General features: G+C 72.3%; 18 protein-coding genes. 7 read left to right on the plus strand and 11 right to left on the minus strand.

The window, feature by feature from the left end; all coding sequences use genetic code 11:
* Nucleotides 1–201: 201 nt before the first annotated feature.
* From ACSQ2D_RS00275 to ACSQ2D_RS00290, 4 genes are all read left to right on the plus strand, one after another.
* Entirely contained in the window at nt 202–477 is a 276-nt protein-coding gene (locus ACSQ2D_RS00275; RefSeq protein WP_081633740.1) for a WXG100 family type VII secretion target, read from the plus strand.
* Nucleotides 478–531: 54 nt separating this feature from the next.
* The gene (locus ACSQ2D_RS00280) at nt 532–807 is read left to right on the plus strand and encodes a WXG100 family type VII secretion target (RefSeq protein ID WP_435984016.1); all 276 of its coding nucleotides are present in this window, start codon (nt 532–534) and stop codon (nt 805–807) included.
* Nucleotides 808–999: 192 nt separating this feature from the next.
* On the plus strand, nt 1,000–1,584 hold the full coding sequence (locus ACSQ2D_RS00285; RefSeq protein ID WP_435984017.1) for an RNA polymerase sigma factor: 585 nt from the start codon (nt 1,000–1,002) through the stop codon (nt 1,582–1,584).
* Nucleotides 1,584–2,069: a carboxypeptidase regulatory-like domain-containing protein gene (locus ACSQ2D_RS00290; RefSeq protein WP_435984018.1), complete on the plus strand. Its 486-nt coding sequence runs from the start codon at nt 1,584–1,586 to the stop codon at nt 2,067–2,069. The genes ACSQ2D_RS00285 and ACSQ2D_RS00290 overlap by 1 nt, the downstream gene beginning before the upstream one ends.
* A 22-nt stretch (nt 2,070–2,091) precedes the next feature.
* Here the strand turns inward: ACSQ2D_RS00290 and ACSQ2D_RS00295 are convergent, their stop codons facing one another.
* Nucleotides 2,092–4,620, minus strand: coding sequence for a CHAT domain-containing protein (locus tag ACSQ2D_RS00295; RefSeq protein ID WP_435984019.1), 2,529 nt, complete (start codon nt 4,618–4,620; stop codon nt 2,092–2,094).
* Nucleotides 4,621–4,786: 166 nt separating this feature from the next.
* Between ACSQ2D_RS00295 and ACSQ2D_RS00300 the strand changes: the two genes are divergently transcribed.
* Nucleotides 4,787–6,109, plus strand: coding sequence for a S8 family peptidase (locus ACSQ2D_RS00300; protein ID WP_435984020.1), 1,323 nt, complete (start codon nt 4,787–4,789; stop codon nt 6,107–6,109).
* Between the two features lie 72 nt (nt 6,110–6,181).
* Here the strand turns inward: ACSQ2D_RS00300 and ACSQ2D_RS00305 are convergent, their stop codons facing one another.
* Nucleotides 6,182–6,820 carry a peroxiredoxin gene (locus ACSQ2D_RS00305; protein ID WP_435984021.1) on the minus strand — a complete coding sequence of 213 codons (639 nt, stop codon included), beginning with the start codon at nt 6,818–6,820 and terminating at the stop codon, nt 6,182–6,184.
* A 174-nt stretch (nt 6,821–6,994) separates the two neighbouring features.
* On the opposite strand from ACSQ2D_RS00305, the gene ACSQ2D_RS00310 reads away from it, so the two are divergent.
* Together ACSQ2D_RS00310 and ACSQ2D_RS00315 are read left to right on the plus strand one after the other, a co-directional pair.
* Nucleotides 6,995–7,669: a DedA family protein gene (locus ACSQ2D_RS00310; RefSeq protein ID WP_435984022.1), complete on the plus strand. Its 675-nt coding sequence runs from the start codon at nt 6,995–6,997 to the stop codon at nt 7,667–7,669.
* A gap of 126 nt (nt 7,670–7,795) precedes the next feature.
* The gene (locus tag ACSQ2D_RS00315) at nt 7,796–8,629 is read left to right on the plus strand and encodes a DUF4190 domain-containing protein (protein WP_435984023.1); all 834 of its coding nucleotides are present in this window, start codon (nt 7,796–7,798) and stop codon (nt 8,627–8,629) included.
* Between the two features lie 92 nt (nt 8,630–8,721).
* Here the strand turns inward: ACSQ2D_RS00315 and ACSQ2D_RS00320 are convergent, their stop codons facing one another.
* The 9 genes from ACSQ2D_RS00320 to ACSQ2D_RS00360 all read right to left on the minus strand — a co-directional run bounded on the left by ACSQ2D_RS00320 (nt 8,722) and on the right by ACSQ2D_RS00360 (nt 21,358).
* On the minus strand, nt 8,722–9,813 hold the full coding sequence (locus ACSQ2D_RS00320; protein WP_435984024.1) for an inositol-3-phosphate synthase: 1,092 nt from the start codon (nt 9,811–9,813) through the stop codon (nt 8,722–8,724).
* 3 nt (nt 9,814–9,816) lie between these two features.
* Nucleotides 9,817–10,473: a PadR family transcriptional regulator gene (locus tag ACSQ2D_RS00325; RefSeq protein ID WP_435984025.1), complete on the minus strand. Its 657-nt coding sequence runs from the start codon at nt 10,471–10,473 to the stop codon at nt 9,817–9,819.
* Between the two features lie 167 nt (nt 10,474–10,640).
* Entirely contained in the window at nt 10,641–11,732 is a 1,092-nt protein-coding gene (locus ACSQ2D_RS00330) for a hypothetical protein (RefSeq protein WP_435984026.1), read from the minus strand.
* Nucleotides 11,729–12,244 (minus strand): SigE family RNA polymerase sigma factor, encoded by a 516-nt coding sequence (locus ACSQ2D_RS00335; protein ID WP_435984027.1) that lies wholly within the window; start codon nt 12,242–12,244, stop codon nt 11,729–11,731. The genes ACSQ2D_RS00330 and ACSQ2D_RS00335 overlap by 4 nt, the downstream gene beginning before the upstream one ends.
* A gap of 131 nt (nt 12,245–12,375) precedes the next feature.
* The gene (locus ACSQ2D_RS00340) at nt 12,376–14,421 is read right to left on the minus strand and encodes a S8 family serine peptidase (protein ID WP_435984028.1); all 2,046 of its coding nucleotides are present in this window, start codon (nt 14,419–14,421) and stop codon (nt 12,376–12,378) included.
* A complete protein-coding gene (locus ACSQ2D_RS00345) occupies nt 14,418–16,469 on the minus strand; it encodes a copper resistance CopC/CopD family protein (RefSeq protein ID WP_435984029.1) in 2,052 nt (683 codons plus the stop codon). The genes ACSQ2D_RS00340 and ACSQ2D_RS00345 overlap by 4 nt, the downstream gene beginning before the upstream one ends.
* Nucleotides 16,466–16,975 (minus strand): hypothetical protein, encoded by a 510-nt coding sequence (locus ACSQ2D_RS00350; protein WP_435984030.1) that lies wholly within the window; start codon nt 16,973–16,975, stop codon nt 16,466–16,468. The genes ACSQ2D_RS00345 and ACSQ2D_RS00350 overlap by 4 nt, the downstream gene beginning before the upstream one ends.
* A 54-nt stretch (nt 16,976–17,029) precedes the next feature.
* Nucleotides 17,030–19,975 (minus strand): multicopper oxidase domain-containing protein, encoded by a 2,946-nt coding sequence (locus ACSQ2D_RS00355; protein WP_435984031.1) that lies wholly within the window; start codon nt 19,973–19,975, stop codon nt 17,030–17,032.
* A gap of 15 nt (nt 19,976–19,990) precedes the next feature.
* Nucleotides 19,991–21,358 (minus strand): multicopper oxidase domain-containing protein, encoded by a 1,368-nt coding sequence (locus ACSQ2D_RS00360; RefSeq protein ID WP_435984032.1) that lies wholly within the window; start codon nt 21,356–21,358, stop codon nt 19,991–19,993.
* Nucleotide 21,359: the final 1 nt, after the last annotated feature.

Consider the following 21,359-nt stretch of genomic DNA (forward strand, 5'->3'; position numbering starts at 1 on the left):
CTCGAATCATGGGGAGTGCTCCCCATCGACACCCCCCGAGGGCTGACATAGGTTTCTGCATGTCGACGAAAGCCGCCCATCGGGACGAACTGCCCGGAGGCGCAGCGGACGTCGAGGAGTTGGCACAGCGCGGGCCTGCACGGTTGGTCCGGAAGAGAACTTCCCGAATCAGTCGGGGGAACACAGGCAAAGGAGAAGGTCATGGCTTGGCTCGGAATGAACGACGATGAGGTCAACGCCCAGGGCAACGTCCTGCAGCAGCAGGCGGAGGCCATCCAGAAGCTCATCACGAAGGTCGACCAGGAGGTCGAGTCCCTGAAGCAGAACTGGCAGGGTGACGACTCCAAGCAGTTCGAGCAGGAGTGGACCGGCACGCACCGTCCCGAGCTCCAGAAGGCCCAGAAGCTGCTCACCGAGATGAAGTCGACGATCGACCACGAGGTCCAGCAGCAGCGCAGCACCTCGTCGCAGTACTGATCCACCTCATCTCCAGACCAACCCACACACGCAGACTTCTGAAGGGGAACTGACATGGCTGTTTACAAGAAGGGTATGAACGCCGACGCGGTGTCCGCGTCCGGTGACAAGCTCGTCGGCTACAAGGGCGAGCTCGAGGGCATCGTCGAGGCCGTCAACGGCGCCGTCTCCACGATCAAGAGCAACTGGGGCGGCACGGACGCCGACCGCTTCCAGAGTGACTGGCACGGCCAGCGCCAGGTCGTCTCGGCTGCCGGCGACAAGCTCGACGCCATGGGCAAGAAGTGCAAGACGAACGCCGAGACGCAGAAGCAGACGTCGTCGAAGTGAGCCCGGCTGCCGCGTGAGCCACGAGCTCCGCAGCACCCGTCGCGAAGGGTGGTCGCTCCCGTACAGGGGAGGAGCGGCCACCCTTTCGCATGCCCCGGCCCACCACGTGTCGACCTCGACGTATCAATTCGCTTGACAGCCGCGTCTGCCCGGTGTGAGACCTAGACTGAGCACCCAGAGGAGGGGCGACGCATGGGCGAACCTGGTGAACTCACCGAGCTGGTCGCCCGCGCCTCCCACGGAGACGCCACCGCGTGGAACACCATCGTCGAGCGCTTCTCGTCGTTGCTCTGGGGAGTCGCGCGCGGCCACCGGCTCCGACAGGAGGACGCCGCCGACGTCGTGCAGAACACGTGGCTCAAGCTCCTCGACCACCTCGACTCGATCAAGCAGCCCGAGGCCCTGGCGGGGTGGCTGTCGACGACGGCCCAGCACGAGGCCCTCGCCGTCCTGCGCAAGGGCAAGCGTGAGCACCTCGTGCGCGACGACGACCTCGCGACGGACGTTCCCGACGAGCAGGCTCTCGCTCTCGACGCGGCGCTGCTCGACGACGAGCGCGACGGTGAGCTCTGGTCGTGCTTCCGCCACCTGCCGGAGCGCTGCCAGGTCCTCCTCCGGGCGCTCATGGCGAGCGACCGACCCAACTACAAGCTCATCTCGGAGGCGCTCGGGATGCCGGTGGGCTCGATCGGGCCGACGCGGATGCGCTGCCTCGAGGCACTCAGGACGATCGTCCGGGAGTCCGGCTCCGACCTCGACACGGAAAGGAGGGCGTGATGAGTGACCACGACCTGCACGTCGACGACGAGCAGCTCCTCGCGCGACTGCGGCGCGTCGCCGACGCCGTCGACCCGGTCCCCGACGACGTCGTCGAGCTGGGCCGAGCCGCCTTCGCGCTGCGGCACGCCGACACCGCCCTCATGGCACTGGTGACCGAGGCCCTCTCCGAGGTGGCCGTGCGCGAGGCGGACGGGTCGGGGACGGCCTCTCACCTCATCGTCTTCGAGCACGAGGGCACCTCGATCGAGATCGAGGTGAGCCGCCGTGGTGACTTCACGCGCGTCATCGGCGTGGTCATGGACGGCACCGAGCCGTATGCCGCCGGGTCGGAGGTCGTGCTGGAGACCTCCGCGTCCCAGACGCGAGTCGTCCTCGACGAGGGCCGGTTCACCTTCGAGCGGGTGCCCCTGGGGCTCGCGCGCGTGGTGCTCGAGCGCGCCGGGCACAGGGTCATGTCGACGCGGTGGTTCGAGGCGCGCTGAGCCAGCAGGCCGGCATACCTCCTCAGCTGCCCCACACGGTGAACGACGCCGCCGTGGCCGCGAGCATCGGGTCGCCGCCTGCGGCGGACCGAGCCGCGCGCAGACCGTCCGCGAGTGAGCCACCGGCGGCGACGGCGGTGTGCACGACGGCCATGAGCCGCACGGTGGCGGCGTCGTTGACGGGGTTGACGCTGGCGACGACCGAATGGGTGCCCATGGCGAGCAGGCTCGACACGAGACCGAGGGCCTCGTCGGCGCCGATCGGGTGGACGCCCCCGGAGTCGCAGGCCGACAGCACGACCGAGCGGGGCGGACGGGACAGGCGATCGAGGTCGTGGACCATGAGCGGTCCGTCGGCGAGCATGAGGGAGGAGAAGAGCGGAGCGTCGCCCCGGAAGGTGCCGTGGGCGGCGATGTGGGCCAGGCGGGCGCCCTCGAGCACCTCCAGCGTGCGGTCGACGGTCGCCGCGCCGCCGCCGAGCACGACGGCGTCGGCGTGGAGGCGCCGCAGGTCTGCGACCTCTCGCTGCTCGGTGCTGAGCCCCGGCCCCGTCACGAGGGCGACGTGGCCGCCGTGGCCTCGGCCCGCCCGGACGTCCTGCGCGCGGTTCCACAGGGCGATGGACGGCGACACCGTCAGGGCGGAGTCACGCATCGCGGGCATCATCCCGAACGGCACGGTGAGCAAGGACGCGGCGGGCACGACGAGGACCGATGCCCGCGACCAGGCGGGGTCCGGGTCGCCCAGGATCCCGGCCTGGAGACGCTGTCCGACGGCCGTCACGTCGACGACCCGGCCGTAGGCGGCCCGGCGCAGGGCGAAGCGCGCATGGGCCGCCTCGCGCTCGGCGGTCACGGCATCTCCGAGACGTCGGAGCCGCGCCCGGCCGTCGGCCACGGTGACGGTGAAGAGGCTCCCGCGCACGATGGCGACGTAGAGCAGCGTCGTGCCGCCGAGCCGTTCGGTCAGGCGGGTCAGGTCCGGCCCGGGCGCGTCGGAGCTCTCGGCGCGAAGGCGGCGGTAGCGACTGCGCACCGCCGTCTCGAGGCGGTTCCGCTCTCGGACGAGGTGCCCCTCCTCGCCCCGGAGCGTGAGCCGGCGGGTCACGTCCCGCAGGGCGGAGACCTGGCTGGCCAGCTCGGGGTCGTCCGGCGGACGCGCGGCCGGGCCGGTCAGCGCCGTCGCCCGCCAGCGGTCGGTCCACCACAGCACGGCCCGCGCGTCCCCGGCCCGCTCGGCGTCCTCGACGGCGAGCGAGACGAGCTCGAGCCCGTAGCCGCTCGCGAGGGCGCGCAGCTCGAGGTCGCCGATGAGCGACCGGTGCTCGTCGACGGCATCCAGGCCGCGGCGGCAGGCGTGGCGCAGGGAGCGACGGTCGCCCACCTGCTCGGCGAGCATCGCCTGTGCGAGCCACGCCGCTGCCCGCGGAAGCGGCGCCCCGTCATGCCGTCGCGCCGCTGCGTCGTCGAGCGCCTGCGACCGGACCCGCACGTGACCGGTGTCCCCGGCCACCTGCGCGAGGAGCAGGAGCGCCTCGGGCAGAGCCGGGTCCTCGAGGCGGCGCAGGACGCGTACGAGCGCGCGGACGCGCTGGAGCAGCTCGGGAAGGGAGGGCCGGGGCCGGGCGCTGATGCCGTCCGTGGACCTGCGAGCCTCCTGCTCCGCGGCGTAGGCCGCCTCGAGGCCGAGCAGGGTCGAACGGGCAGCCCAGCGGGGTCGGCGGTGGGCGCGGAACGTCTCCTCCGCCTCGTTCGCGCGGGACGCGGCTGTCTCCCACTGCTCCTGGAGCAGAGCGGCGCGTGACGAGGCCAGCAGGAGGTCGGCGCGCCAGACGGCGGCGAGGTCGGGCCGGGAGAGTGCGGTCTCGAGCATGGCCTGCGCCTCGGCGGCGAGGCGTGCCGTGAGCAGGGCGTCGGCGTGGTCGACGAGCTGCTCGACCTGGTCGACCCCCGCCGCGCGGTAGCGCTCCTCGGCCTGCTCCATGAGAGTCAGGGCCGCGACGACGTCACCGCGCTGGAGAGCCACGAGCGCCCGGTTGCGGGCCGAGAGCGTCGCCTCGAGGACCGCGCCGATCTCGAGGTGCGCGGCCTCGGCCGCGGCGTAGTCGGCGCTCGAGCCGGCCGTGTCGCCGAGGGCCCGCCGGGCGTCCCCACGCGACCCGAGCGCCCGTCCCTCCCAGAGCTTGTCGTGGGCGCGCCGGCTCAGCTCGACGGCGCGGGTGAGGTCACGGACCGCCTCGTCGTAGCGCCCGAGGAGCCAGAAGGTGCAGCCGCGCAGGTGCAGCACGCGGTGCCGGGCCGGCCCGGTGCTGAGACGCAGGGCGCGCTCGAGCTGCAGCAGTCCCTTCGTGGTCTGTCCGGCGAAGACGAGCGTCGTCCCGAACGTCGCACGCACCTCCGCCTCCCGGTCGGGGCCGGCGCGACGCGCATACCGCAAGGCCTCTCGGCACTGCGCCAGCGCCGGCTCCGTGCGGCCGCGATCTCGCTCGACGATCGCGATCGCATGGTGCGCCAGCGAACGCTCGCGGGGCGCGGCTGCCTGGGCGAGCATCTCCAAAGCCGTGGTGGTGGCGAGTGCCGGCTGGGATATTGCCAGAGGTAGGAGGTCCTCGGCGAGCGGCCTCGGGGGAGGTGTATCAGGCGCGGCGACCGCCTCGTCTGCTGCATGTCTGGCGCTCATGTCGGACCTGTTTCATGTCCCCGCCCCGGAGGTACTGATGACTACTAGTGATGATGGCACCACCGATGCCCCGCTGCCCCAAGGATTTCCCGAGCCCGCGCCGGACGAGCTGTGGTGGGGTCCGCCGCCGAACGACCCGCTCAAGGTCCGCCGCTCCATCGTGCAGGCCCGGCTCATCCAGCAGGCCTGGCAGGCCCAGGGCGTCGACCTCGTCGTGGCCCGTGATGCCCAACGGACCGCGGTGTCGATGTATGCGCCCCGGCGGGTCCTGGTGCGCACCGCCGCCGTCGATGCCGTGTGCGGACAGCTCGGCATCGAGCCACCGGGCCAGCGGACGTCGAGGCTGGAGGGCCTGACGGTCCTCGGGATCCCCGACGACCCGCGCCCCCTCGAGGTCATCCTGCGCGAGCTCGACGAGAGCGTCGGCGAGGGCGTCGCCACCCCGGACCACCTCCTGCACGTCTGCAAGACCTGGTGTGCCCCGGCCGAACCCGTGCCCGGCACGGGTAGCGTGCCGACCGGCTTCAACCTCGACGTGGAGCTGGACGGTCATGACCGCCGCGTCGCCGTCGTCGACACGGGGCTCTTCGAGGACGTCGTCGCCGAGCACTCGTGGCTCGCGGGCGTGACGGGCGAACCGGAGCCCGCGGGCGTCGGCCACTACCGCGGTCACGGCACCTTCATCGCCGGTGTCGTGCGGTCGTACGCGCCGGCGGCGGCAGTGAACGTCGAGGCGGTCCTGACCGTCGGTGGCACCGTCTTCGAGAGCGACATGGTCGACGGGCTGTGCGACTCGATGGACCTCTCGCTCGTGGAGTCGCGTCCCGAGGTCATCAGCTTCTCGGGTGGCACCTGCACGCGCCTCGACCGTCCGCTGCTGTCGTTCGAGGTCTTCTGGGAGGAGGTCCTCCAGGGCACCGAGGGGGAGACCGTTCTCGTGGCCGCGGCCGGCAACGACGGCGACGAGGGGCCGTTCTGGCCGGCTGCCTTCGAGTGGGCCTACGGCATCGGGGCGCTCGACGGGCCGGGCGACGCCCGGGCGGGTTTCTCGAACTTCGGGCCGTGGGTCGACGCCTATGCCCTCGGGACCGACATCCTCAACGCCTACCCGACCGGCCCGTACGAGTACCTCGAGCCGCCGCGGACGGGGCAGGTCGAGGACTTCCCGGACGGCCTCGCAGTCTGGAGCGGCACGTCCTTCGCGACCCCGATGGTCGCCGGCCTCATCGCCGCGCGGGTCACCCTCCGGGGCGGCAGCGCCCGGGACTCGGCGGACGCGCTCGTGGCGTACGCGGCCGCCAACCCGGGCTCGGACGGCTCCCCTGCCCTGACGAGCGCCGAGGCCGCGCGCCTGTCGTGACGGGGCGGGTCGCACGACGTCGGAGCGGTCACTCCTCGGGGAGGGTGACCGCTCCGTCGTGTCGTCCGGCGCTCAGGCGGGGGCGGTGGTGAAGCGCAGGTAGGGCTTGACCTCGTCGACGGCGTCGGCACCGAAGCGCTCGCGGGCGTCGGCGGTCGAGACGGTCGGGGCGACGATGACCTTCTGGCCCTCACGCCAGTCGGCCGGCGTCGAGAAGGGGCCGCTGTCGGTCAGCTGGAGCGCGTCGACGGCGCGGAGGATCTCGTCGAAGTTGCGGCCGACGCTCTTGGGGTAGGTCAGCGACAGGCGGACCTTGTGGTTCGGGTCGATGATGAAGACCGAGCGCACGCCCGAGGTGTCGCCCTCGCCGGGGTGGATCATGTCGTAGAGCTCGGAGACCTGACGGGAGTCGTCGGCGATGATCGGGTAGCCGACGGTCGCGCCGCTGACCTCCTCGATGTCGCCCTTCCACTCCTCGTGCTGCTCGATCGGGTCGACCGACACGGCGAGCACCTTGACGCCGCGCCTGGTCCACTCGTCGTCGAGGGCGGCGACGCGGCCGAGCTCGGTGGTGCAGACCGGCGTGAAGTCGGCCGGGTGGCTGAAGAGGACGGCCCAGCTGGCGTCCTTCCAGTCGTGGAAGCGGATCGGGCCCTCGGTCGTCGTGGCCTCGAAGTCGGGGGCGATCTCGCCCAGTCGCGGTGTTGCCATCGGCTCGTCCTCTCGCGGTCGGGCGCACGGCGCGCCCCGGTCTGCGACTCATTGTCGCCACAGAACCATGCATCGCGTTATGGGTGTCCAAATGTTGTGATGCACATCCAGCGGGCGCCCAGCCGACTCGCCGAGACTGCGCGTGGAACCTGTCGCCGTCCCGAGGAGCCCGACGTGAGCGCCCTGCTCGACACCATCACGAACCAGGTGCTCCACGCCCCGGTCTGGCTCGTGCTCCTCGTCGTCGGGGGCGTCGTCTTCGTCGAGGACGCGCTCTTCGTCGGCTTCGTCGTGCCCGGCGAGACCGTCGCCGTCCTCGGCGGCGTCGCGGCCTCGCTCGGGCACGTGCCGCTCGCCGCGGTGCTCGTCGTCGTCGTCGCGGCCGCGATCGTCGGCGACACCGTCGGCTTCGAGGTCGGCCGCCACCTCGGCGGCCGGGTCGTCGCGCTCCGCGCCTTCGACCGGCACCGCGAGCGCATCGACCAGGCGCAGGGCTTCCTCGGCCGGCGCGGCGGCGCCGCTGTCTTCCTCGGCCGCTGGACCGCGTTCCTGCGCGCCGTCATGCCGGCGCTGGCCGGGATGTCGAAGATGCACTACCCGACCTTCCTCGTGTGGAACGCCGCCGGCGGGATCGCCTGGGGGAGCGCCGTCGTCACGGCCGGCTACCTCGCGGGCCGCTCCTACGCCCGGGTCGAGACGTGGCTCGGCCGCGGCGCCGCCGTCGCGGTGGGCGTCGTCGTGGTCGTCGCGCTCGTCGTCTGGCAGGTGCGCCGGCACCGTGACGAGGGCGCCGGGGGTGCCGAGGCGGAGCGCGCTGAGAACCCCTCGCGTATGCCGTCAGCCGGCTGAGCGGGAAGCCTTCCCGCCCGCTCGCGTGGGCGCGGTTCGCCGCGCCGGACGCGGTGCTCGTCACGATCCGGTCGCGGACGTCCCCTTTCGTCCCGAGTCGCGCAGTGACCTGCGATGCTCCCCGTCGTGACCGCCGAACTGCCGCCGCCGAGCGGCCCGCCACAGCCGAACCCGGACGCCGACGCGCCACCCGTGCAGACCGCCGACGCTCCGAGCCCAACCGGCTACCCGGCACCGCCGCCGATGATGCCGCCCGGCGCCCCGGCGCCGTGGACGGTTCCGGCCGGGATCGGGCTGCCGCCCACGGGAGCGATGCCCTCGTCGGGTTCCCTGTCGTTCGAGCCGGTGCCGACACCGGGCACCAACGGGCTCGCGATCGCGGCTCTCTGCTGCGGCCTCGTCGGCATCTTCCCGATCGCGGCCATCGTCGCGATCGTCCTCGGTGCCGTCGCCCTGAACCAGCTGCACAGCCGGATCCAGCGGGGCCGCGGCATGGCCGTCACGGGCATCGTGCTCGGCGTGCTGTGGCTGCTCGGCTGGGTCGTGCTCTTCGTCGCCGCCGTGGTCACGAGCGGCCCCGAACGCACCGCATCAGGTGCGGTCACGCAGACGACCGATGCCTACGTCGAGGACCTCGAGGCCGGCGACTGCTTCTCCGGCGCCGGCCGCGACGAGGTCGACAGCGTCACGATCCTGCCGTGCACGTCGGCCCATGAGAGCCAGGTCGTCACGATCTTCGCCATGCCCGCCGGCCGGTGGCCCGGCGAGGACAAGGTCGTGCAGGCGGCCGAGAAGGGCTGCTCGGAGAAGGCCGACCCTCTCATCACCGACCGGGCCTACGACGACCTCAGCCCGTCCTTCATCTACCCGACGGACGAGTACTCCTGGCGCGGCAGCCGCGAGATCATCTGCGTCGTCGACGCACCCAGGGGCACGACGACCGGCACGGCCCTCAGGTAGTCGCTCCGCACGTCACGCGGCGCGCGTGAGGCCCCCTTCCGGACGGAAGGGGGCCTCACGGCATACCGGATCGTGCGGTCGTGACCGGAGGGTCAGCGCTCCTCGGTGCCTGCGATGAAGGCCTCGAGCTTGGCGCGACCGAGGTCGTCCGGGCGCTGCTCCGGCGGGGACTTCATGAGGTAGGACGAGGCGGACAGCAGGGCGCCGCCGATGCCACGGTCCTTGGCGATCTTCGCTGCACGGATGGCGTCGATGATGATGCCGGCCGAGTTGGGGGAGTCCCACACCTCGAGCTTGTACTCGAGGTTCAGCGGCACGTCACCGAAGGCGCGACCCTCGAGGCGCACGTAGGCCCACTTGCGGTCGTCGAGCCACGCGACGTAGTCGGACGGGCCGATGTGGACGTTCTTGCTGTCGACGAGACCCGAGAGCGGGCCGGTCAGGTTGCTCGTGACGGCCTGCGTCTTGGAGACCTTCTTGGACTCGAGGCGCTCGCGCTCGAGCATGTTCTTGAAGTCCATGTTGCCGCCGACGTTGAGCTGGTACGTCCGGTCGAGCACGACACCGCGGTCCTCGAAGAGCTTGGCCATGACGCGGTGCGTGATCGTCGCGCCGACCTGGCTCTTGATGTCGTCGCCGATGATCGGTACGCCGGCGGCCTCGAACTTCGCGGCCCACTCGGGGTCGGAGGCGATGAAGACCGGCAGGGCGTTGACGAAGGCGACCTTCGCGTCGATGGCGCACTGGGCGTAGAACTTGTCGGCCTGCTCGGAGCCCACCGGGAGGTAGGAGACGAGGACGTCGACCTTGCGGTCCTTGAGGACCTGCACGACGTCGACCGGCTCGGCACCCGACTCGTCGATCGTCTGGCGGTAGTACTTGCCGAGACCGTCGAGCGTGTGGCCGCGCTGGACCTCGACGCCCGTCGTGGGGACGTCGGCGATCTTGATGGTGTTGTTCTCCGAGGCGTTGATGGCCTCGGACAGGTCCTTGCCGACCTTCTTGTCGTCGACGTCGAACGCGGCGACGAACTCGACGTCAGAGACGTGGTACTCGCCGAACTTGACGTGCATGAGGCCGGGGACACCGGTGGTCGGGTCGGCGTCCTTGTAGTACTCGACGCCCTGCACGAGCGAGCTCGCGCAGTTGCCGACGCCGACGATGGCGACGCGTACGGATCCCATGGATCACTCCTTGTTGTTGGTGGTCGTGCTCTGGGGGGTGGTGGTGTCTGTGGTGGCCGGTGCCGCGGGCTCGTCGTATGCCGCCGGGCCCGGGTCGAGGGCGGCGCGGCGTTCGGCGACGATGAGCTCCTCGAGCCAGCGCACCTCGCGCTCGGCGCGCTCCTCGCCGTGCTGCTGGAGGGCGAGGGTGTAGCTGTCCATCCGCTCGCGGCGGGCCTGCGAGGCGTCGCGGATGTTGGCGAGGCGCTCCTCGAGCCGGGAGCGCCGGCCCTCGAGGATGCGGAGGCGGACCTGCGCCTCGGTGCGGGAGAAGAAGGCGAAGCGGACGTCGAAGTCGTCGTCGTCCCAGGCGTCGGGGCCGCTGGCCGCGACGAGGTCCTGGAAGTGCTCCTTGCCGTCGGCCGTCAGCTCGTAGGTGATGCGGGGGCGCTTGCTGCTGCCGGTCGCGGCCTCCGTGGTCTCGTGGATCCAGCCGGAGTCGACGAGGTGGCGCAGCGCCGGGTAGAGCGAGCCGTAGGACAGCGCGCGGAAGATGCCGAGCGCGGTGGTGAGGCGCTTGCGCAGCTCGTAGCCGTGCAGCGGGCCGTCGTGGAGCAGGCCGAGGACCGCGAACTCGAGCAGCGCGGCGCGGCGGCTCTGGGGGCGTTCGGACTTCGGCACGCCTTCACCATACACGCAGATATATCGCTGCGATACATCAGGCCGACGCATCGGGGGCCTTAGTAGCCCCCCGCCGGGTCAACCAACAGGCTCGAACCCCGGGTTCCGGCGTCTGCGCGCCGTCTCGGTGGGTGGAGCCTGTTGGTTGACCCCGCGCCCGGGGTGGGTCAGGGCTCGGGGGTGTAGATGGCGATGTAGCCCGTGCCGCCCGGCGGCGCCGACCCTTCGGCGACCTCGAGTCGGAGCGGGCGACCGTCTCCCGAGCGTTGGGCCGTGGTCTCCGAGCCGCCTTCCTGCGTCTGTGTCTGCTCACCGACAAGACCCTCGAGCTGGAAGTAGGCCGGTTCGCGGCGGGGGGAGCCAGTGGCGGCGGTGCCGTAGGTGACGAGGAACGGCCCGCTCGCCGGGGCCGCTGTCTCCTGGGGCGCACCGGCGACATCGAGTGGCCCGGCCACCGATGCCGTCAGGCGGTACCTGTAGCCGGCGTGCTCGCGCACCTCGGGGATGGCTGCCACGGGCTTGCCGGACAGGTCCTTCATCGTCGCCTGGGGACCGAGCTCGTAGATGGCGCCGGTCAGCTGGGCACCGTCGACCGCGGCCGGCTTGTTCGTCGTCGCGTCGACGAGCTGGATGCGGACGGAGGCGGCGCGGCCCACCGTGAGCTCGGACCAGCCCTGGCCCGGCTCGCCGGGGACGGTCCCCCCGGCGGGCAGGTCGCGCAGCTGCGGTCGGCCACCTGTGCACGAGCTGCCGAAGAACCCCGGGGTCCCCCGGAGACTGACGCTGACCATGTATGCCGAGGCCTTCTCGGCGGTCAGGCCCGGCAGCCAGCACTCCGCGCCCACGGACACGTGCGTCGTCGTGGGCTCCCAGAGCAGCGAGAACTGCCCCTGGCCACGGTCACCGATGAAGCCGGCGACGAGGGTGTCGTCCGCGACCTCGGCCCGGTAGCGCAGGCCGTCCTTGACGACGTCGCCGGGAGCGTCGGGGACGGAGCGGAACGGCATGCCGTCGGCCCCGATCATCGGGGCGGCGCTCGACGGCGACCCGGCGGGGACGGTCGGCGCCGGTCGGCCGAGCGAGGTCACGACCCCGACGGTGAGGGCCGCGACGGTGAGAGCCGCGACCGAGCCGGCCGCCACGGCGCGGCGGCGCCTGGTCGTGCGCACCCGGCCGGCGACACCGGCCGAGAAGTCGGGGGCGGTGCCGAGGTCGTCGGCGTGCGTGGTCAGCTCGTCGCGCAGGTCGGTGAGGTTCATCGGACACGCTCCTCGTCGGAGGTCGGGCTCAGGGTGGGGTCGATGCGGAGCTTGGCGAGCGCGCGGCTCGCCTGGCTCTTCACGGTGCCGACCGAGCACTGCAGGATCTCGGCGGTCTCGATCTCGGACAGGTCCTCGTAGAAGCGCAGCACGACGACCGCCCGCTGGCGCCTCGGCAGCCGCGCGAGGGCCCGCCACAGGTCGGTGCGGTCGTCCACGCGTCCGTCCTCGGTGGGACGGTGCCCCGCGCCCGCGGCGCGCTCGGGCAGCTCCTCCGTCGCCACCTCGCCGTTCCAGCGGCGCCGCCACCAGCTCGAGTACGTGTTGACCATGACCCGACGGACGTACGCGTCGGGCTGGCCCTCGATGCGACCCCACGCGAACCACGCCTTGGCGAGCGAGGTCTGCACGAGGTCCTCCGCGAGGGCGCGGTCGTGCGTGAGGAGGTATGCCGTCCGCAGCAGTCGGGTGGACCGCGTCGCCACGAAGTCGTCGAAGGACCCCTGGTCCACGGCGCGTCCCCCTGTCAGCAGCCCGGTCGGGGGGCTGCTCGCCCCCGCGTCGGTGCCCGTCACTGTCGTCACATCCTGCAGGACCGGCTGACCCCGCAGAAAGGTTGCACGCCGGTGTCGGGCCGGGCCGCCTACGTGACGACGAGGGTCAGCACGACGCTGTGGGTGCGTCCGCCGGAGGTGCCGGTGACGGTGATGGCGTAGGTGCCACGGCGGGTGGTGCTGCCGGGCTTGACCTTGAGAGTGGTGCTGCCGGGCACGATGACCGGGTTGGAGGTCCACGTCGACGTGGCGCCGGCCGGCAGGAACGACCGCGCCATCGTGACCGTGCCGGAGAACCCACCGGTCGCGGCGAGCGTGAGCAGGTAGCTCGCGGTCTGGCCGCGCTTCACGGTGCGGCTCGTCGGTGACGCCACGAGCGTGAAGTCGGGGGCTGCGGTGACCGTCAGGGTGCCGGGGACCGAGCGCGTCAGGCCACCCGGGTCGCTCTGGGCGGCCGTCACGGTGAAGGGGTAGCTGCCGGGAGCCAGCGACGTCGTGGTGGTGACGGTGAGGCTCGACGACCAGGCCCCCGCGCCGAGCGTGGCGGGACTGAACGACGCGGACGCGCCGACGGGGAGCCCGGACACCGACAGCGAGGTCGTGGAGGCGTACCCGTTGGCCGGGGTGACCGTGACGCCGTAGGTCGCCGTGCCACCGGCCGGGGCCGACGCGGTCGACGGGTTCAGGGCCAGCGCGAAGTCCGGTGTCGCCGGCGGTGGCGGCGGTGGGGTGTCGGAGATGGCGGCGCTCGCGGCGGGCACGTCGACGCGTCCCCAGCCGAAGCGCCCGTCGGGGCCGGCGGTCCCGAGGTCGTGGGCGGTGGAGCGCAGGGCATCCTCGAGGGTGGCCACGGGTGCGCCGCGGTGCGCGCCGAGCAGCAACGCCAGGGCACCCGCGACGTGCGGGGCCGCGATGGACGTCCCGCTGGCGTACGCGTACCCGTCGTAGCGGTCGGCGACGAGGACGTTGGCGCCGGGTGCGACGACGTCGGGAAAGACACGGGTGCGCCCACCGCACGTCGACGGGCCGTTGCTCGACGCCGACCAGATGCTGTCCGTCGCCGTGATGGCCCCTACCGAGAAGGCCTCGGGGTAGTTGGCCGGGCTGGCGCTGGTGGACGCCGACGGGCCGAAGTTGCCCGCAGCGAACACCGGGACGATGCCGGCGGCGGCCAGCGCGGCGACGTCGGCCTGGAACGAGGTGTCACAGCCAGGGCCGCTGCCGAGCACCCAGGATCCGTTGACGACCTGCGGGGCGTCTGCGGTGGCGGGGTCGTGGTCAGGGTCGAGGACCCACTGGAACGCCTGGTGGATCGCCGTGGCGCTCGCGGCGCCGCTGTCGTCGAAGATGCGCGCGGCGATGAAGGAGGCGCCGGGGGCCATGCCGTAGCTCGAGCCGGCGTCCTGGTCGCCGACGACGACACCGGTGGTCATGGTGCCGTGTCCGCTGAGGTCAGTGGGTGTCGAGTGCTGTCCGTACGGGTCGAACCAGCTGTTCGTGCCACCACGCCAGCGGGCCGCGAGGTCCGGGTTGCTGGTGTCGACGCCGGTGTCGAGCATCGCGACGACCGCACCCTGTCCGGTCTGCCCTGCGGCCCACATGCCGGGGGCGCCGAGCGCGGTGATGTTCGGCTCCACCGGCACGGAGGTCGGCGTGACGGTGATGGCGTCCGGGGTGACGCTCAGGACGTCGGGACGGGCGGAGAGCTCGCGCACGGCCCTGGCCGATGCGGTCACGGTGACCGCGTTGGTCACCCACAGCGGCGTCTCGCCCGACACCTCCCCGGCCGCGGCCAGCGTGCGCAGCCGTGCCCTGAGCGGTGCCTGCTTCGTGGCGGTGTCGGACTTCAGCCCCGCGATGACGCGTGAGAGCAGCTGCCCGCGAGTCTGGCCCCGAGTCAGGTTCGGGATGGCGGAGAGGTCGGTGCCGTCGCGCAACGTCACGACGACTCGGGCGCGGCCCGTGCTCGCCGACGGGCCGGGGTCGTGGGTGCCGAGCGGTGCCGCCACGCCCGTCGAGGCCGGTGCGACGAGCGCGCCGGCCGCGAGCCCGACGAGCACCGCGGCAGTCCCGGCTGATCGTAGGGCCCGAGCCGGGCCGCGGCGTGGCTGGGTCGTGTGCGAGCGGGTCGTCATCGGGTGCTCACTTCCTCGAGCGTCGGTCTGGGGTGCTCCCGCTCCTCGCGGTCCTCGCGAGGGGCGTCGCCGCCATCCGCACCACCGGCTCTGTCGGGGGAGGAGGGGGAGCCGGTGGTGCGGCGTCGTCGCACGATGACGACGACGGTCGCGAGCCCCAGGCACATCGCGACGGCGATACCGCTCGCGGCGAGCTCGAGGGGGGTGGCGGTGTCGGCCGAGCGAGAGGACCACGGCACGAGGACGGCCGAGTCGGGCCGGCCCGTGCGGTGCACGACGACCTCGGCGGTCCAGTCGGCGGCGGTCGGCTCGGCGGTGCTGCCTTCCCACCGACCTGCCTCGACCGTCGTGAGGACGACGCGCTGCCCGTCGGTGGTCGTCAACATCGACGAGGTGCCCTCGGCGATGCCGACCTCGACGCCCGTGGGCGGCGCGGGCTGCGGACGCACGACCGACCCGACTCGCACGGTCAGTCGCACGTCGGCGCCGAGGGGGACCGCTTCGAAGGTGACGAAGAGCCCGTCGATGGTCGCGCTGTGCGGGGCGGTGACGGCCTGGGCGGCGCGCACCTCCCGCGCTGTCGGCACCGAGGTCATGAGCGCAGCCACGGCCACCGCGACGGCGAGCACGAGCGACTCGACGGCCACCGTGTCGGCCAGCCGGCGCCGGCGTGGCCGCCAGTGGGACCCGAGGCGCAGGGCGCGGCCGACGCGCGAGGCGATGCCCGGGTTGACCAGCACCGTGTTGTAGCCGGCGAGCGCGAGGGCGACCGCGACGAGGAGCAGCTTGGCGACGACAGCCGTGCCGTAGACCGTGCGGGTCACGTCACCGACGGTCTCGACGTGGCGGCCGGTCTCGTACAGGCCGGTGGCGACGAGCACGACGGTCGAGATCGCGGCCATCGGGCTGAACGCGCGCCACGCGGCCGGCGTGACCGACCGTCGGGTCGCCGGGTCCGTCCGCATGAGCGGCACCACGGTGAGCACGAGCACGAGCAGCGCCCCGGCCCAGATGCCCGCGGCGAGCACGTGCAGCGTCGCGGCGACGGCTGTGACCGTCGAGCGCATCGGCACGGTCGACGCGTGCCCGGCCCAGCCGTCGAGCCCGGCCGCCACGACGAGCGCACCTCCGGCCACGACGGCAGGCCGCAGCTGCGTGAGCCACGAGAGGCGTCGGCCGGGGCCCGCGTCGGAGGAGGGTGCCGGCGACCGGAGCGCCAGGAGGAAGCCGACGAGTGCCACCGCCAGCATGAGCAGCCGCCCGATCCACAGCAGTCCCCACGAGCTCCCCAGGAGCGCGTCGCGCACCGCCGCCAGCCACTGCGACACCGAGGCGTCCGCGCTTCCGGCCTGGGTGCGTGCCGTCAGCATGGCCGTCCCGGCGGCGGCGGCGAGTGCCACCGCGGCACCGACGGCCCCGATGGCGAGGACCCGGCGCCGCAGCCCTGCGGCGATCGGGCCGAGGGCGCCGACCACCTGACCGGTGACGGCCAGGGCCCCGATCGCGACGAGGGTGCCGGCGAGGTCCGCGAACCGCAGGGCGACCTGTCCCGCGTCCGGTGCGGCCGAGTCGGCTGCAGGGACCCCGTCGGGCCGGAACCCGACCCCGAAGACGATGGTGCCCCGCGTCGGGTGCCCGTCCTCGGCGACGACCGCCCAGGTGATGGTGTACGTCCCGTTCGCCAGCGTCGGGGTCCTCAGGTGCACGACGGTGTGGTCGGCGTCGATGGTCGACGTCGTGGCGACGGGTGGAGCCGACAGGTCGTCCCCCCGCACCGAGAACGAGCTGGTGGCCATCGTGATCGGCTCCCCGAACCACAGCGTCAGCGTCGTGCGGCTGCTCGCCACCATGCCGCCGTTCGGCGGGTCGGAGCGCTCCAGGGTGCTGTGCGCCGATGCGCCCCCCGCCGCACCGACGATCCCGAGCAGGACGAGCAGGAGCAGCCCGAGAGAGCGGGCCAGCGCCGGACGACTGACGGTGACACGGGGGGCAGGGCTCCCGGCCCGCCGGCGAGCGGGGGTGGCTGAACGGCGGGCCGGGGAGTTCATGCGCGGGCGACCACGTGCTCGAGCCGGACGCCGCCGACGATGACCGTGACCTTGGTGCCGTCGTGGATGGCGTTCCGCGTGTTCGCCATCATGAAGAAGTAGGTGCCTCCGGCCTTGAGGTCGGCCTTGTGGTTGTGCGGTCGCGAGAGCATCGCCAGCGTGACGCCGGAGTCCTCGGCGACGAGGATCGGGCGCCGGTCGTCCTGGTGCAGGAGCAGGCTCGCCTTGTCGGGATCGACCACCTGGTAGCGGAACTCGATCATGCCGCCCTCGGCCGTGACGCCGAGGAGCGTCAGGTTGACGCCGGTGTACGCCGCGAACTGCTGCGTGTCGACGAGGTCGGTGCCCGAGCGGACGTCGGCGGCAGAGTTCACGGTGGCCCGCACCGCGAGCCCGATCGCGACGGTGAGCACGAGGACGATGACCGCCCAGGCACGCCACCGCCGGGGGCGGGAACGACGGTCGCCGTCACGGGGGGCCGCTGCGGTGATGGGCTGGGCGGTCATCGCCTCGCTCCTTTCGAGGGGGCGCCGGCCTCGAGGGCCGGCGCCCGTCTCGGGTCAGGGGATGTCGAACGCGTCGACGTCCAGGTTGGTGGAGGTGTTGAGTCCGTGCACCGAGCCGTCGAAGTACGTCGACCACGCCGTTCCGGTGCGGTGGATGACGTCCTCGTCGGCGGCGGTGCCGAGACCGGTGACGGACGCGTCCGAGCTGAACGACAGGTAGTAGTCGCTCGAGCCGACGTACTTGACGCCGTCGACGTTCGCCGCGGCCGGGATGCCGACGGTCGAGGCGTCGACGACCCGGGTGTACGTGCTGCCGCTGGTCCAGCGGTAGATGTCGGCGTCGTCGCCCGCCCCACCCGCTCCGGGCGGCGTGGTGTTCGTCGCGAGGGAGAGGTAGAGGACGCGCGAGGCGCCGGATCCGACGACGCTGACGCCGTCGACGTTGGCCGTGAGGTTGTGCGTCGAGCCGTCGAAGAACAGCTGCCACGAGGTGCCGTTGCGGAAGATGACGTCCTCGTCCTGGACGGTCCCGAACCCACTCACGTTCGTGGTCCCGCTGAACGAGACGTAGAAGTGCGTGTCATCCACACGGCTGTAGCCGTCGACGTTCGCGCTCGTCGGCACACCCAGACCGCTCATGTCGACGAGCCGGGAGTGTGCCGTGCCGTTGAACCGGTAGATGTCCGCGTCGTCGGCCGTACCGCCCACGCCGGGCGGGTTCGAGCTGCCCGCCGTGGAGTAGTACAGCTGGCGGCCCGACACGGTGAGTGTCCGGGTGACGACGGCGCCCCAGTTGCCCGCGGCGTCCTTGGCGCGGAACGACAGCGTGGTCGCACCCTCGTTGAAGGTGTTCGCGTCGATCGTCCCGCTGATCGCGCCCGCCGGCGAGACGGTGAGGGGCGTCCCGTTGCCGACACCGGGGTCGGTGCCACGGAAGTACTCGACGGCAGCGAGTGCCGACAGGGTGTCTGTCGCCGTGCCGGTCACCATCACGGAGGCCGCGCCGCCGGTCGGGTTCGGCGAGAGCGTCAGCGATGCCACCACCGGGCCCGTCTTGTCGACGTGGAGGTCGACGAAGTTCGCCGCGCCCCAGTTGCCGGCCGCGTCCTTGCCGCGGACGTAGAGGTGGTGCGCGCCCTCGGTCATCTGCCGCACGGTGGCGAGCGGGATGTCGAGGTAGACGTTCTCGGTCGTCGACGACCAGGCGCCGTCCGACGCCTCCATCGGGATGCCCGCTCCGAGCGGGCCGAGCGTGTCGACGAAGGCCTCCGCCTTGACGACGGGGCTCTGGGCGCCCCCGGCCGTGTCCTCCACGGTCGCCGACAGGCGGACCGACGGAGTCGACTGGTTGAGCGGGACGAGCCCGTTGTTCGGGTCAGGGGTGACCGAGACACCGGACGCGGCGGGACCCGTCTTGTCGACGACGAACGTCGCCGTCGCCGGGGCGCCCCAGTTGTTGGATGCATCGCGCGAGCGCACCGAGACGGTGTGCGTGCCCTCGGACAGCGGCGCGACGATCGTGGCCGGGATGGTGCCCTCGAGGCTGGCCACCGTGCCCTGCGTCGCGAGCGTCATCGCCGTGGCGCCGCCGCCGTCGAGGGTGAACTCGGCTCCGGCGATCGGGGTGCCGCCCGAGGCGGTGTCGTTGGCCGTCGCGGTGACGCTGACGTCGACCGCTCCGTTCGTCGTGGCCGGCGCGAGTGCGACGGCGCTCGTCGTCGGGCCGGTCGCGTCGCCGGCGCTGACGAGCACCGAGCTCCACTGACCCCAGTTGCCGGCCGCGTCCTGGCCCCGCACGTACACGACGTGCTGACCGGACGCGATGCCCACCGGTCCGCTGACCGTTGCGGTCGGCGAGCCGAAGGCACCGGTGAGTGTCACGGGTGCCCCGCCGACGGAGTCGAGTCGCGCCTCGGCGGCGGCGACGGTGCCACCGCCCGTCGTGGCGTCGCTGACGGTCGCGGTGACGGTGCCACCGGCCCAGGCCACGCCCGAGGTGACCGGGCCGGACGTGTCCGGACCGGACGCCGCGCCCGTGACGACGACGGAGGTGAGCATGCCCCCGAGGCCCGGCGCGCTCGAGTTGTGCAGGGCGAGGCTCGCGTCGTACACGGGGAGCCGGCCGTTCGTGACCGGTGCCGTGACGACGGCGTCGGCCGTCTGCCCGGGCCCGAACGTCTCCGCCACGTAGCTGCGCGAGATGTCGGTGGTGCCGTTCTTGAGGCGACTGCCGTCGACCCCGACGAGGTGCTGCGAGGCACCGAGCACGCCCATCGAGCGGTAGTCGACGCCCGCGTTGACGTAGCGCAGCAGCACCTTCTGGCCCGCGGTCGCGGGGATGGGGGCCGTCTGCGGGTGCACCTTGCCGTTGACGAGGGAGTACCTCGGCTTGAAGGTGCGCATGTCGAACGTGGCCGGGCTCGCGCTCATGGCCGGGTCGAACTGGCTGAGCACGAGGACCGCGTCGGTGTCGTACGCCGAGGCGGCGTCGCCGTACGCCTGCGGCTGCGAGGTGGTCGCGTCCGGGGCGCCACGGACGACGAGCGCGCCGTAGAGGCCCATGGCCACCTGGTGCTCGTTGTTCGCGGTGAGGCCCGCCTCGTAGAGGTAGGTCCCCGGCCGGGTCGCCTTGAAGGTGTAGTCCTTCGGCGTGCCGGCGGCGGCACCGGTGGTGTCGGGCACCATCTGCTGGCCGCCGACGTAGAGCGACGTGCGCTCGGCGAGCTGGTTGTGCAGGTGGATCGTGACGTCGTCGCCGACGTCGACCGTCAGCACCGGCCCACCGGGGGCGGTGACGGCGGCTCCGGTCGGGGAGTAGCCCCAGACGCCCACCGAGGCGCCGTTGAACGAGGTGGTCCCGGTCGTCGCGTACAGGTCGAACGACCGGTCCGCAGCGTGTGCCGCCGACGTCGGGCCCAGGAGGAGCCACGCTGCGGTGAGGGCGCCCCCGGCCAGCAGGGACCGGACAGCGACTCGGCTGCCACGGGTTCGTGTAGTCATCTCAGTCACCTCTTCTCAGCCGCAGTTCGTGGCGTTGGGCGGTTCGATCCGCATGTACGTGATGGGACCGGTCATCGTCACGCCCCACGAGGTGATCTGGTACAGCGCGTGGTTGTGGCTGATGATGTAGTACTCGCCGCACTGGTTGAGCGTCTGCACGCCCGGCGGGAGTGCCTGCGACTCGCCCAGGTAGGGGCTGCCGGAGTAGAACGTGCCGACGACCTGGTTGGCGAGGTCGGGGACGGTGATGTCCACGGGGTTGCTCGAGCTGTAGCCCTCGGCGTCGTACCACTTGAAGAGCACGTCCCACGTCTGCCCCGGGCCGATGTTGATGGCGAACTTCTCCATGGACAGGTCGTTGCCGGCGTTGGCCAGCTCGTGCCCGTCACGCCCGACGACGAGGCCGTTGTTGCCGTGCGGGTGGAACGGGTAGTCCTCGCTGCCGACGCTGAGGTAGCGCGCGAGGCCGCCCAGCGGGTGGTATCCCGGCTTGGTCGGGTCGGGCTGGTACGGCTTGACCGACGCGAGCGACCCGTACGGCTGGTTGGGCAGCCACGACGCGCCGTTGTCGGCGATGCTGTCGGGGTACCCGCGGCCGTTGATGAGCCAGTACCGCGGCTTGTAGTTGTTGAGGTTGAAGTTCTTGCCCGCCTCGGCCGCCTGGTGCTGGTAGGGGTCGATCTCCGAGAGGAGCACCATGAACTCCTCCGACGCGGTGAAGCGGTCGCTCGCGTTGTCGTACGCGTAGTCGTCGCCCGTCGACGGCCGCACGATGAGTGCTCCGAAGAGTCCCATCCGCACCTGCTTCTCCGGGTTGGTTCCCGACTCGTAGAGGTAGGTGCCGGCCCGGCTCGCGGTGAAGGTGTAGCTGATCGTGCTCGGCGGGTTGCCGGCTGAGACGCCGGCCGCACCGGGTGCGAGGCTCGTCATGAGGCCGGCGCTGGTGGGCGGCTGGGACGGGACGCCGTTCGCGAGGACACCGTCCATGCCGGGGAAGACGATCGACGTCTCCTCGGTGAACGTGTTGTGCAGGACCACGGTGACGACCTCGCCCGCGTGGGCGCACAGCACCGGACCGGGGTGCTGGAACGGGTCGAAGCCGCTCGAGTAGCCCCACATGAAGGCGGTGTTGCCGTCCGGCAGGTCGATGTAGCCGGTGCGCGTCGTCAGGTCGAAGACACGCTGGGTCACGGTGGTCGTGCCGCTCGTCGTCGTCGACGTCGTGCCAGGGGTGCAGACGATGCCGTTGCGCGGAGGCGGGTCGGCGGTTGCCGGCGCTCCCTGGACGACGGCTGCGCCGGCCGCCCCGAGGACGGCGACCGTGGCCACCGACAGGACGCGACGCAGGGCCTGCCCGCGACGCCGGAGTGATGTGGCGTTCATG

Source organism: Terrabacter sp. LjRoot27 (genome assembly GCF_964254175.1).
Classification (GTDB): Bacteria; Actinomycetota; Actinomycetes; order Actinomycetales; family Dermatophilaceae; genus Terrabacter.